The organism is Lacticaseibacillus pantheris DSM 15945 = JCM 12539 = NBRC 106106, from assembly GCF_001591865.1.
GTDB classification, from domain to species: Bacteria; Bacillota; Bacilli; order Lactobacillales; family Lactobacillaceae; genus Lacticaseibacillus; species Lacticaseibacillus pantheris.
Genome location: NZ_BCVS01000021.1, coordinates 14,134 through 27,076, shown reverse-complemented (window position 1 = coordinate 27,076; position 12,943 = coordinate 14,134). Strand labels below are relative to the sequence as shown.

At 48.9% G+C, this 12,943-nt stretch carries 12 protein-coding genes; 8 read left to right on the top strand and 4 right to left on the bottom strand.

Translation table 11 applies throughout. The features are described from left to right. Positions 1-319: 319 nt before the first annotated feature. The 8 genes from cdaA to LPA02S_RS03830 all read left to right on the top strand — a co-directional run bounded on the left by cdaA (position 320) and on the right by LPA02S_RS03830 (position 9,361). A complete protein-coding gene (gene cdaA / locus LPA02S_RS03865; protein ID WP_056956608.1) occupies positions 320-1,165 on the top strand; it encodes a diadenylate cyclase CdaA in 846 nt (281 codons plus the stop codon). Then, positions 1,162-2,280: a CdaR family protein gene (locus tag LPA02S_RS03860; protein ID WP_056956609.1), complete on the top strand. Its 1,119-nt coding sequence runs from the start codon at positions 1,162-1,164 to the stop codon at positions 2,278-2,280. The genes cdaA and LPA02S_RS03860 overlap by 4 nt, the downstream gene beginning before the upstream one ends. 61 nt (positions 2,281-2,341) lie before the next feature. Next, positions 2,342-3,694 (top strand): phosphoglucosamine mutase, encoded by a 1,353-nt coding sequence (gene glmM, locus LPA02S_RS03855; RefSeq protein WP_056956610.1) that lies wholly within the window; start codon positions 2,342-2,344, stop codon positions 3,692-3,694. Between the two features lie 256 nt (positions 3,695-3,950). Next, positions 3,951-5,762 carry a glutamine--fructose-6-phosphate transaminase (isomerizing) gene (glmS, locus tag LPA02S_RS03850; protein WP_061777616.1) on the top strand — a complete coding sequence of 604 codons (1,812 nt, stop codon included), beginning with the start codon at positions 3,951-3,953 and terminating at the stop codon, positions 5,760-5,762. Positions 5,763-5,969: 207 nt separating this feature from the next. Beyond that, complete coding sequence (locus tag LPA02S_RS03845) at positions 5,970-6,485, top strand: VanZ family protein (protein ID WP_054649951.1); 516 nt, start codon at positions 5,970-5,972, stop codon at positions 6,483-6,485. 67 nt (positions 6,486-6,552) lie between these two features. Next, entirely contained in the window at positions 6,553-7,296 is a 744-nt protein-coding gene (locus LPA02S_RS03840) for a YebC/PmpR family DNA-binding transcriptional regulator (protein ID WP_056956611.1), read from the top strand. Between the two features lie 213 nt (positions 7,297-7,509). After that, complete coding sequence (locus LPA02S_RS03835; RefSeq protein WP_082607871.1) at positions 7,510-8,394, top strand: ATPase, T2SS/T4P/T4SS family; 885 nt, start codon at positions 7,510-7,512, stop codon at positions 8,392-8,394. After that, positions 8,384-9,361 (top strand): type II secretion system F family protein, encoded by a 978-nt coding sequence (locus LPA02S_RS03830; protein WP_056956612.1) that lies wholly within the window; start codon positions 8,384-8,386, stop codon positions 9,359-9,361. The genes LPA02S_RS03835 and LPA02S_RS03830 overlap by 11 nt, the downstream gene beginning before the upstream one ends. Before the next feature lie 66 nt (positions 9,362-9,427). Here LPA02S_RS03830 and LPA02S_RS03825 read toward each other — a convergent pair whose 3' ends face one another. From LPA02S_RS03825 to LPA02S_RS03810, 4 genes are all read right to left on the bottom strand, one after another. Next, a complete protein-coding gene (locus LPA02S_RS03825; protein ID WP_056956613.1) occupies positions 9,428-10,663 on the bottom strand; it encodes a tyrosine-type recombinase/integrase in 1,236 nt (411 codons plus the stop codon). Positions 10,664-10,788: 125 nt separating this feature from the next. Next, entirely contained in the window at positions 10,789-11,487 is a 699-nt protein-coding gene (locus tag LPA02S_RS03820) for a hypothetical protein (RefSeq protein WP_056956614.1), read from the bottom strand. Further along, complete coding sequence (locus tag LPA02S_RS03815) at positions 11,488-11,952, bottom strand: hypothetical protein (protein WP_056956615.1); 465 nt, start codon at positions 11,950-11,952, stop codon at positions 11,488-11,490. After that, complete coding sequence (locus LPA02S_RS03810; protein ID WP_056956616.1) at positions 11,924-12,811, bottom strand: ParA family protein; 888 nt, start codon at positions 12,809-12,811, stop codon at positions 11,924-11,926. Before LPA02S_RS03810 ends, LPA02S_RS03815 begins: the two co-directional genes overlap by 29 nt. Between the last annotated feature and the right edge of the window lie 132 nt (positions 12,812-12,943).

Sequence of the window (12,943 nt, the reverse complement as noted above, 5' to 3'; positions counted from 1 at the left end):
CCCCACGAAAGCCGCAGCTCACCGGTCCAACCTACGCTGCCACCAACTGCTACTGTAGCAATCTACGGCGTAGGGCACGTAAGCCGCAGTCCCAAAGGCCACCCGCGAGTTCGTAACCACACAACCTTCGCCCTAGCAGTGGTGACCATGGAGCACCCACGAAAGCCGCAGCTCACCGGTCCGGCCTACGCTGCCGCCACTAACTTTGCAAATCAACCCAATGGAAGCAAGTTGCTGAACCGAACAGCGGAAATCATCCCCCAACAGTCCGGCGCCCATGCTATAATGTGCACAGTTACGCAATGATGGAGGCATGATGATGAGTGAACTAATCACCCAGTTTTTTACGTGGACAACCCTAGCAAACATAGTGGACATCCTGGTCGTGTGGTACTTCCTGTACCGCTTGATCATGTTGATCCGTGGTACCAAAGCCGTGCAGCTCTTCCGCGGCATTTTAATCATCGTGATTATCCGACTGATTGCCTGGGGTGCACAACTGCGGGCCGTCTCCTTCATTCTGGACCAAATTATTAGTTGGTCCGTAGTGGCAATCGTCATTATTTTTCAACCAGAAATCCGACGCGGGTTGGAACATCTGGGACGAGGTGGCCTATTCACACACGGAGCTGAAAGCCAGCATGATACCGGCCAAAGGTTGGTCGATCAGTTAGACCAGGCCATCCAGTACATGAGTAAGCGCCGCATCGGGGCGTTGATCACCATCCAAATGAACACTGGCCTAGAGGAATACATCGAAACCGGTATTCCCATCGATGCGGAGGTGAGTGGTGCGCTTCTGATCAACACGTTCATTCCCAACACACCTTTGCACGACGGGGCCGTGATTATTCGCGACAATCGACTCGCGGTGGCCGCCGCGTACCTGCCGCTATCCGAGAGTAACGCTATTCCTAAGAGCCTCGGGACGCGTCATCGTGCTGCCGTTGGTATTAGTGAGGTCACCGACGCCGTGACCGTGGTGGTGTCCGAAGAAACTGGCGGCGTCACCATTACCAACAACTCACACCTCATGATTGATATGTCGCGAGATGATTACATGGCCTTTTTGACGGCGCAACTGGTACCAGCCGAAGACGAGGAGAAGCACAACCCCATCCGCGACTTCATTCTGGGCATTAACCGGAAGGGGGCGGGCAAATGAGCAAGTTTTGGGAAAGCAAGTGGGTTTATCGCCTACTGTCATTCGTGTTGGCCCTAGGCATCTTCTTCTACGTCAACACCAAGCAGGTTAACAATACCCGCCAGACTGGTACGGCCAATAGTTCGCTACTGGCGACCAGGTCAGCGACCGTCAAAGTGCCGTTGCAGCTCAATGCGGATACGACCAAGTACTTCATTACGGGTTACCCGCAGAACGTGAAGGTGCGCGTATCGGGTAGTTCCGCGCTCGTGACTGCGGTCAAGAATACGCAGAACTTTAGGGTAGTAGCGAACCTGAGTAACCTCGGCGTGGGCAAGCATAAGGTTAAATTGACGGAGGAGGGGCTTAACCAAAGCCTTAACTATAAGATCACACCGTCTACCATTAACGTGAATATTCAAAAGCGGGTTAACAAGACGATGCCGATTGAGGTCAAATACAACGCCGACGCTCTGGCTGAGGGCTATGAAGTAGGCACGCCAAAGTTGTCCACTAACTCGGCCCAGGTGTCCGGTTCCCGTTCAGAAATTAAGCGGATTAACAAGGTGGTTGCCACCGTTGCTTTGAGCCATAACACCAAAAAGGACGTTACCCAGAATGTTTCCGTCCAGGCCGTGGATAGCAACGGTAATACGTTGAACGTGGTGGTCTTGCCGGAGTCCGTCAAGGTAACTTTGCCAGTGTCGTTGCCAAGCAAAAAAGTTGACGTGGAGTTCAAGCAAAGTGGCACGGTTGCCAAGGATCGTGTGGTTGCCTTCAAGAGCAACACCGACAGTGTCAGGATTTACGGGAGTCGGTCGGTACTCGCGAAAATCGACAAACTTACTTTGCCAGTAGATGTAAGTGGCGTAACTTCAAGTACAACCAAGACGGTGAACGTCACGGACGCGTACCCCGACCTAGTGGCGGCGGACCCTAACTCGATTAAGGTCAGCCTCAAAGTCACTACGGAGTCGAGCAGCGAGGCCGGGGATGCCAGTTCGTCGTCTAGCGAGAGCTCAAGTGATTCGGCGAGTAGTCAATCAGTAAGCTCCAGCTCATCCAGCAGTAGTGCCAAGTCCAGTAGTAGTGACTCTAGCAGTTCAGATAGTTCATCCAGTAGTAGCGCTAAGTAGTCTAAAAGTAATAAAATGGTAAACGTAGTTCAGCGGTTAAACGCAGAAACGAGGAGAAAGTATGACTAAGTATTTTGGTACTGACGGTGTACGCGGGGTGGCCAACGAGACGCTTACCCCTGAATTGGCCTTTAAGTTAGGACGTGCTGGGGGGTACGTCCTGACTAAGCATCAGGAGGACGGTCAGACACCGTTAGTGCTGGTCGCTCGGGATACCCGTATTTCCGGTCAAATGTTGGCCGACGCCCTGATTGCGGGCCTATTGTCCGTTGGTATTGAGGTGCTGTCGCTGGGCGTGATTACCACGCCTGCGGTCGCTTACCTGATTAAGGTTCAGGGTGCCGCGGCCGGAATTCAAATTTCCGCGTCGCACAATCCTGCTCAGGACAACGGTATCAAGTTCTTTGGGCCAGACGGCTACAAACTGTCTGATGCCACGGAGGACGAAATTGAGGCGTATCTAGACGCCGAGGTTGATACACTACCGCGGCCAAGTGCAAAGGGATTGGGCACGTCCGCGGCTTACCCAGAAGGTATCCAAAAATACACCCAGTTCCTGGAACAAACTGTTAACGAAGACCTGGCGGGGATCAAAGTGGTGCTGGACGGTGCCAATGGGGCAACCAGCGGCATTGTGAGTCGTTTGTTTGGCGACCTCGACGTCGACTTTGAAACAATGGCCACTAACCCGAACGGTATTAACATCAATGACGGTGTCGGTTCAACGCACCCCGAAGCCTTGGCTAAAGCCGTGGTTGAGAAGGGCGCGCAAATTGGCCTGGCTTTCGATGGGGATGGGGACCGGTGCATCGCCGTTGACGAGCAGGGCAACATTATTGACGGCGACAAGATCATGTTTGTGTTGGGTAGCTACATGAAGAGCCAGGGTCGCTTGAAGCAGGACACGATTGTGACGACCGTCATGAGCAACCTGGGGTTGTACAAGGCCATTGAGGCCAACGGCATGCACTCGGTCCAAACGGCCGTGGGTGACCGCCACGTGGTGGAAGAGATGCGTGCACACGGGTACAACATTGGTGGGGAGCAAAGCGGGCACGTCATCCTCTTTGATTACCACAACACCGGGGATGGCATGCTGACGGGGATCCAGTTGCTTTCCGTGATGGCAGCGACGGGTAAGACGCTCTCTGAATTGGCAGCACCAGTGCAGACGTACCCGCAAAAGTTGGTCAACGTACCAGTTAAGGATAAGAACGCGTGGGAACAATACCCCGCTATTACTGATGCCATCAAGGACGTTGAGGACCGCATGGCCGGCGACGGCCGGGTACTAGTCCGTCCTAGTGGTACTGAAAGTTTGCTTCGGGTTATGGCGGAGGCCAAGACCCCCGAACTCGTTAGCGCATACGTTGACGACATCGTGCGGGTGGTCCAGACCGAAATGGGCCTATAATTCCTGTAGCAAAATTAATTTAATTACCAAAGTGGTCTACCTCGGGTGGGCCACTTTTTTTGACGGTTCCCTCTATGTCGGGACCACTTAATCGTAATATTCACAATCAAGGTATACCAATTGCTAAAAATTCGGCGTATACCAATAATCGAGTAGTTGACCTTTAACGGGGCTCCTGCTACTATTTGACGTATCGACCAATCCGGAATCTTATTTGAATTGGGTCTATACCATTAATGAACAGGAGCGTAACAAAATGTGTGGAATTATCGGAGTAGTTGGCGATGTGAATGCAACCAAGGTACTGCTAAAGGGGTTAGAGCGGCTGGAATACCGCGGTTATGATTCGGCCGGTATCTTTGTGCATGACCGTAATAATGGTGGGCAACTAATTAAAGAAGTCGGGCGGATTAAGCGCTTGGAGGCCAAGGTCCCAGCGGAACTGACGGGCACCCTAGGCATTGGTCACACCCGGTGGGCCACGAACGGTAAGCCCACGGTTGCTAACGCACATCCGCACGTTTCTGCGGACGGCCGGTTCTACCTCGTGCATAACGGTGTGCTGCAAAATGCTGCTGAGTTGCGCGCTCAGTACCTTCCGGACGTCCAAATGGCGAGTGATACCGATACGGAAGTTGCCGTGCAGTTAATTGCGCAGTTTGTCATGGCGGGCGCTTCGGTTGTCGAAGCCCTTCAGCACGTGATGCAACTGGTCGACGGCTCTTACGCCTTTGCGCTAGCTGACCGCGATGATGGGGACACGCTGTACGTGGCTAAGAACAAGTCACCATTGTTAATTGGTGTTGGCGATGGCTTTAACGCGGTGGGTAGTGACGCGTTGGCGCTACTGGACCGGACGCACGAATTTATGGAAATACACGACCAGGAACTGGCGGTGCTCACCGCCGACAACGTACAACTCATGACCATGGATGGCGACCTGGTTGTACGGGATACCTTTACGGTGGACGTGAGCGAGGGTGACGGTGACCTGGGTGCGTACCCGTTCCACATGTTGAAGGAAATTGATGAACAGCCAGTCGTGATGCGGCGGTTGCTCGCGGCCTACCTGGACGAAAACGGGACGGTTAACTTGCCGGATAACCTCTTGCAGGCTTTGGCTGAAGCCGACCAGCTCTACTTTGTTGCTGCTGGTACCAGTTATCACGCTAGCATGGTCGGGGCCGCCCTCATGGAGGAGTACGCACATACGCCAGCGCACGCCTACCTGGCTTCCGAGTTTGGCTACCACCAGCCATTGTTGACGGGCAAGCCCATGTTTGTCTTTTTAACTCAAAGTGGCGAGACGGCGGATATTCGGCAGGTGTTGGTGAAGGTCAAGGAACAGGGTTACCCGACGTTAACGATTACCAACGTGCCAACGTCGACGCTGGCCCGCGAGGCGGATTACGCGCTCAACCTCCACGCTGGTCCCGAAATTGCGGTTGCCTCGACTAAGGCGTACACGGCGCAGGTTGCCACTACGGCTTTGGTGGCAAAGGCCCTGGGCGTAGCCAAAGGGGTGGCGGACGCTGCCGCGTGGGATATCGGCCACGAACTGACATTGGTTGCCGATACGCAGCAGGCGTTAGTCGACCAGAAGGATGCGGTCCACGATTTAGCGCAGGGAGCGCTGGCAACCACTCGTAACGCGTTTTATATCGGTCGTGGCCTGGACTACTACGTCGCACTGGAAGCGGCCTTGAAGCTTAAGGAAATCTCCTACGTGCAGGCTGAGGGCTTTGCGGCGGGTGAACTAAAGCATGGCACGATTGCGCTGATTGAAAGCGGAACGCCGGTCATTGCGCTGATTAGTGACCCGGTCACTGCGGCCCACACTCGGGCCAATGCGACTGAAGCAGCGGCCCGGGGTGCAAACGTCATCCGGATTGCCACGCGCAGTTTAGCCCAGACGGGTGATGACCTCGTGATTGATGACCTGAATCCCGCGCTGGCGCCGTTAGCGCTGATTGTACCGTGTCAGTTGCTGGCCTATTACGCTAGCCTGGATCGGGAATATGATGTTGATCGGCCACGTAATTTGGCTAAATCTGTCACCGTAGAATAGTGTCAAAGTGGGTTGCTCATGTCGGTAGCTAACCAATAGAATATGGTCATGCGTGCGAAGTGTGCGTGTGGCCATTTTTTGTTGATATGCGTATCGGCTGCTAGTAGTTTATCCGACCGGGTATGATTATTATCCGAACGGACTTGGTTTCACGCTTGGATTTCGTTACACTAGTGAGCGAACATTAAATCGGTTGGGGTGACGGTTATGCACGTATTGTGGATGGGAATTCGACGTAATGGCTGGTTAGTAGTTGCGCTGGCTGTATTAGTATTACTGTTTATAAGCAGTTCGATGACCTTTCATCAACAAAACGCCGCGCCACTACTTGAGCGAATTTTAGCGAATAAACCAGCTTACAATTTGGTTGCCCGGATTCACTGGCACTACGCTGGTAGCTCAGTCAGCGTGGCCAGCGAGGGTTACTTTGGGGTAATACAGTTTCTCATTCGCAAGTTAGCGCATTTTGGCTCCTACTTTGTACTCGGATTGTCGCTGTACATGGGGACGAGGCGGCATATTCCGGCCTGGTGGTTGCGGGTGGTCATGGTACCCTTGACGTGTGCTGGTTGTGCGGCCCTGGATGAATTTCACCAAATGCTGACGGGTGACCGGTCGCCTTTGTTTCAGGACGTCATTTTGGATACTACCGGAGCGGTTTGCGGAATGTTGGTCGTAATGTTGATATTACTTGCATTCCGGCGCCGACGGGCATTGAACTAGCGCTGGGTATTTGCTATACTATTAACGATTTTGTGTTTCACACATACCGTAGAAAGAGGGTTTATTCATGTCAGGACATTCCAAATGGCATAACATTCAGGGGCGTAAGAACGCCCAGGATGCTAAGCGCGGCAAAATTTTCCAAAAAATCTCCCGTGAGTTATTCATGGCTGCAAAGCAAGGTGGTTCGGACCCTGACGGCAATCCCCAACTGCGGTTGATGATGGACAAAGCCAAGGCGGCCAACATGCCGAAGGACAACATTAAGCGTGCGTTGGACAAAGCCGATGGTGGAGACGACACGAGTTACGATGAAGTAACCTACGAAGGTTACGGGCCAAACGGTATCGGTATTTTCGTTGAGGCCATGACTGATAACAAGAACCGTACTAGTTCAGATGTCCGCGTGGCGATCACTCGTCATGGTGGTACGATGGCTGGTGCCGGTGCCGTTGCGTACATGTTCGACCGTATGGGACAGATTGTTATCAGTCGTGAAGACTTGGACCAGTCCGAAGACGACATGCTCGAAGACGTTTTGGAGGCTGGTGGGGATGACCTACAGTCGACGGACGAAGAGTTTACCGTTTTCACTGATCCTAAGGAATTCACTGCGGTTCGCGACGCGCTTGGAGCCAAGGGCTACAAGTTCGAGTCAGCCGATTTGGCCATGGTGCCACAAAACAAGGTTGAAGTTCCAGCCGAAAAGGTTGAGACCTTCCAGGGCTTGCTGGATGCGTTGGATGAGTTAGACGACGTGACGGATGTTTACACCAACGCCGAATGGCCAGAAGACGAGACAGCAGAATAATCATGATAATTTAATAGTACTTATTGATAGCGTACAGCCGGTAATTTTGGGGCTGTACGCTTTTTTAGTTGATTTGTTTGGTCAACTGCTGCTACTTTGTGCACCACCTCACCCGGGTACGTCGACATGTTGCGAAAAAGGTGACATTTTTTTCGACCGCGGGTAGTCAACCGCGGATATTTGCGAAATCTCTTTGTGTAAGGGGGTGTTGTTTTGAATGAAATTTTGTCGGTGTTATTTGATGCGCACGCAGAATCGGCCAGCGATGTGTACTTGCTTCCGTCCGGTGACCATTATCAGGTCACCGTGCGGTACCCGGGCACGTTAACTGAGAGTCAACGTGTGCCGCTGAGTGTGGGGCAGCGGTGGATCAACTACTTGAAGTACCACGCGGGCATGAATGTATCTGAACACCGACGGGTACAACAGGGTGCGTGGATGTGCCATGAGGTGGGGTGCTACCTGCGATTAAGTACGACGGGGGATTTTCAAAATTGCGAGTCGCTAGTGGTGCGGTTGATTGCCCCGGTACCGAAATTGAACACCGTTACACGTCCTGTAGTGACGGCGTTAGTTGAGGTGCTGGCAAAGCGCGGTTTGATGGTCATGACTGGTCCGACTGGTTCGGGCAAGACAACTTTGATGTATCAGGTTGCCAAAGAATTGTCGTCCGAACGGATGGTGATGACCATTGAAGACCCCGTGGAGATTCACGAGCCGAATTTTTTACAGTTGCAAGTCAACGCGGCGGCGGGAATGACATACGCTGCGTTACTCAAAGCTGCTTTGCGTCACCGGCCCGACGTGGTGATTATTGGTGAACTACGTGATGAGGAGACCGCCCGCGCGGCGTGTGAGGCGGCGCTCGCTGGCCATATCGTGTTGGCAACTCTGCACACGCGGGGTCCTTTAGACGTACCAATGCGTATGCGTAGTTTGGGGGTACCCATCAACCTTATCGAGAGTGCATTACGGGCATCCGCTCAGGTCAAGCTGGTTCCGGGCCCGCCATTACACCCTGACGTATCCATGTGGCGATGGCGCGACGGTCGGGAACGGCCAATCAATGTGCATCGGGAGGTAGCGAATGGGGACTAGACGGTTACCAATTAGCATGCAGGCCGAAGTGTGCGAGCATATGGGTACCTTGCTACGCTCGGGTTTTAACGTGGCGGATGCGCTGGCATTCATGACGGTGAGGTGGCCGCGGCGAGCACCGACGTTTGAACAGCTGATTGAGGCGGTAAGTAATGGTACTGAATTGGCGGACGCACTTCATGCCGTGGGGTTTGCACCGGTCGTTTCAACGCAGGTGGCTTTGGCTGGAGCCCACGGCAGCCTTGCAGACACGCTCGGTACCACTGCCCAGTACCTACAGTTACTTCGCCGGACCCGGGGGCGGTTGTGGCAACTGTTAATGTACCCACTCGTGTTATTGGTTGTTTTGGGGTTCCTAGAAGTAGGAATCGTTTACTGGGTATTACCGCAGCTAACGCAAAAACAGCCGGTAATACCGTGGCCGCAAATTATTGTGGTAGCGGTGATTGTGGGCGTTTGCGTACTGGCTATTTGGTTTATTCGTGTGCTTGATAGCGCGGGGCGGTATCAGTTATTGCGGCGTTGGCCGGTGATTGGCGGAATGCTAACCCGGTATTATCAGTATGAGTTTACCGTTGGTGCTGGCACCTTTCTGCGCGGTGGGCAAGATTTAGCGGGATACTGCCGCTATTTAGCCCGGTTGGATGCTGGTCCATTAACGTCTTTGGGGAGACGGGTGGTGGACGGTTTGGCCGAAGGGGAAGCACTAAACGCTGTGCTCAAGGATCCATTGGTGCCGGCGGGCGTGACCCGGTTGTTGTCCTTGGGGCAAAGTCAGGCCGAGTTTGCGCAAACGGTGGAGACGTACGCTAAGGGGTTATTTGCTGACTTACAGGCCCGGATGAATAAAATGCTGGCCTTAATTCAGCCGCTATTGTTTTTAGTGATTGGGGTGCAGATTGTGGTGATGTATACACGCCTTTTACTACCGCTGTATTCAAAGAAAGAGTCCACAATATTAGGATAGACTAGGACGCATAAAAAACGCGTGGCCATAGCGTTGCCACGCGAATATCGAAAAACATAATTAGCATTAGTTTGACCGTTTCTTACGTGTTGGCGGAGTATTTGACGGAACCATGGTTTTTGTTCCGTCGAGGTCAGAAAATGTCCTAAACACTGATAGTGCGGCATTGTCAGTTGGTCGGGTGTAGTCCAGGGTCATTCGTTCCGTCGTGTGACCGAGGTAATGCATCACTCCGCTCTGCGAGGCACCGTTATTTAATGCAACGGTGGCGAAGTAATGGCGGAATGCGTGCGGGTGCATGTAGGTGCCATTGACGATGTTAACCTTGCTACACAAGTAGCGTGGTCGGCTTGTCGATACCGGTGTTCCCAGCTGGTCCAGCCAAAGCCAGTCGTATTTTTCTCCAGTGCGACCATTTCGGCGGCGGATGTTTTTGGACATGAGTATGGCATGATGGAGGATTTCAACCATTTTACCGTCAAGGGCGATAGTTCGATTACTCCCAAGAGTTTTTAAAGGCTGTGGTCCTTCCTCGTCTATGAGCCGCTGGTGTCTGATATTTACCAGTGCAATTTCAGCGTTGTTGACTTCGTCCTTTCTAAATTCGATATCATCGACCATGAGACCCAATACCTCGCCTCGCCGCATGCCGGTATTTGCCATCACGGCAATCATATCAAATTCATACTGCGTCAAAACCTCTTGCGCTGTCACCAGCCAATCAGCAATCTTATCCGCGTCGACTTCAACCTTCACCGGCGTTATGCGGGGGATGCTTAAACCTAAAATGTGATTGCGGTCTAGCATTTCGTTTTTGACGGCGTCATTCATGATGCCTTTTAGGCGGTCGTACATTGACTTTAGGGTGGAAGGCGCAAACCCATCATCTCGATATTTATTCAGCAGTCGTTGGACGAGTGGCCGTCTAATGTCAATCAGCTTCATGTTGCCGATTGTCTTCTTCCAGTAGTTGTTATAGAGTTGTGTGGCGATTGCAGCGGTCCCTGGTCGCCACGATCCGGAACTAGTCTTCTGTTCCAATTGCTGCCTCCACGCCTGGTCTAATGTGATTTGTCCAGTTCGTATGTTGGCGTAATTGTCCACTGCTAGATCACGCTCAAACGTCTTAAGGACAGCCTCCGCGTCTCGGACAGAACGTAGTCCCTGTTTACTGAACTCATCTGCCTTTCCGTACATATTTCTAAATCCTTCGCGCACACGGTAACGTGTGCCTTTTTTAGTTTCGTAGCTGTAAACGTTGGGGTGACGCGGTACTGGTGTATATTCTCGTTTCTCTGCCATTTTTGTTCCTCCTCGAAATCTGTACGAATACCCATATGCGTACAAACGTATGTTCGGCGCGACTGTTAAATAAAAGCCCATAAATGGGCATCTATTTTTGCTTATTTAGTTGATGGGCCTTTTTTCTAAAATCTTTCTAAAATCTTTTTAAAGCGGCGGGGGGTTGTGGAATTCTTAAGTAAAGTTATTTCTACTGTTCCAAATCTAGAATAATTAAGGTGTTTTATGGGGAAAATAGCCTTATACATGAAAGTATTAAATGATTTTATATTTTTTAGCATTTTATTGTTTATAAGGGATTCTCTAGATAGTTCTGTAGACACGAATGACAGTACATCTAAACTTTCAGGCTTTTTATCGTGAATAATTTCAGAGTATTCAGAGAACATTGATTCTAAGATAGAAACAGATGCTTTTTCTATAACATTCGAAGGTATTTTTTTAATGTCATCTTTTATATATCTAAAAAATTCTCCTTGAATTTGTTCATATCTTTTATTAGTTAAATTTGATTGTGATTCATCATAAATACATAAAAGCAACTTTAGATTTAAGTCGGATTGTATTCTAAATAATGATTGCAGTGACATAATGTTTCGAGTAATGAAGGAGTAGAGAATTTGATTATATAAAGTTTCTACGTCAAACAACATTGCTGAGTATAAATTATTATTTGAATACCGTTTTGTGATTTCGACAAGCGTGTAGGTTTCAACCAGTAAATTTAAAAACTGTTTGTCTTTACTACTAGTAATAATTTTTGATTTTGGTAAATACTCATTCTCGAGCTTTTTTATTTCATCAACTGTATTTTGCAAATTCATTTATTTGTAATTTCCCCTAGAATATTTATCCAAAAGCTGATCTATATAATTAGCTTTTCCAGTTCTTTTTTTTGTTTGTGCATTTTTATTGGATTTACTCTCGTTTTCGTTTATTTCTGTCGAGGATTCTTCAGAATTATCTTTAAAGTTCTTTAGTAATTCTTCGGCCTTTTTAATAAAAATGAGTAGAGCGGTATCATCGGCACGATAAAGTTCAGATATTAATCTAGCGATTATTTGTGGCCTAGCCTTTAATAAATAGTCTTTAATTTCTATTTTCAGAGGTAAGCTGTCAACAAAAGGTTTTATATCAATATTATGTTTAAAAATATCAGTAGATTTTAAAATAGCTCCATATATTGAAATAAGATTATATCGAACTTCAATTGTCGTAGATGATTTGGTTAGATTGGAAATGTTTTGAAGTGCTAATTGCTCAGTGGTTTGATTTTTGAGATTCGTCATATTTTTCAATCTCCTGTAATAGCTCAACTGTAATTTCGTCTATAGCATTTTTTAAGGTGGCATTGTTGCCGTTTGATATAACGTAATTTAATCGTTGCGTAGCTAATCCATCTTGCTTTGGAAAAACTGATGAAAATTTGTGAAATTTTGAAAAATGGTCTGAATTTTCGATGTCGGACTTTATAGCGGCTTCTCTTGAAGCTTTTTTATCGTATTTAGTGAAAATAATTCCCAAGTTATGAATTGGTTTTATGAAAAAAGTGTCGACAAAAGTGCCCTTAATTTTGTCTATCACTTCGCTAAGTAAATCAATCCCCAAAGCAGAATATGCATCGGGTTTGACAGGGATGATATAGAAATCGCTGGCTAGTGCTGCTGAGATTGTGTAAGACGAATATGTTGGGGGACAATCAATTAATATAAAGTCGAAACCTCCATCACCCGTCAAATTATACGCCTGAATTGTGTTTCTTAAAGATTGTTCAGTATCTCCATTTGAGTTTTTTCCGTAAAAAACAGAATCTAGGCTCCCAGGGATAATGCTTAAAGTTGATGTTAGTTCCACAATTAACTGATCTTTGTCTGGGGGAGTCACTTTGCTTTCATTATACAAATTATTTATTGAAGGTAAATTTTCCACCTTATCATGCATGTCTTTAACTGTAGAAACTTTTGAGGTGTCAATTACGTCGTAAATTTCAAAAATACTTTGCGTTAAGTTTGCTTGCGGATCTAAATCAACTAGCAGTACTTTTTTATTGTACTTATCAGAGGATAGTAGTATGCCAATTTCCTTGGTTAAAGTTGTTTTTGCTACCCCACCTTTCATATTAATGAAACTAATTACTTTTCCCGCCATAATGCTTCCTCCTAATTATACATTTAGTGTTTATTGGTCTTAGTCTCAGCTATATGTATTTTAGACAATATCAAAATTTTGCATCTTTACATTCCCAGCAGCTGCTTCTTCTTTGCGTCGAATGTGTTAAAT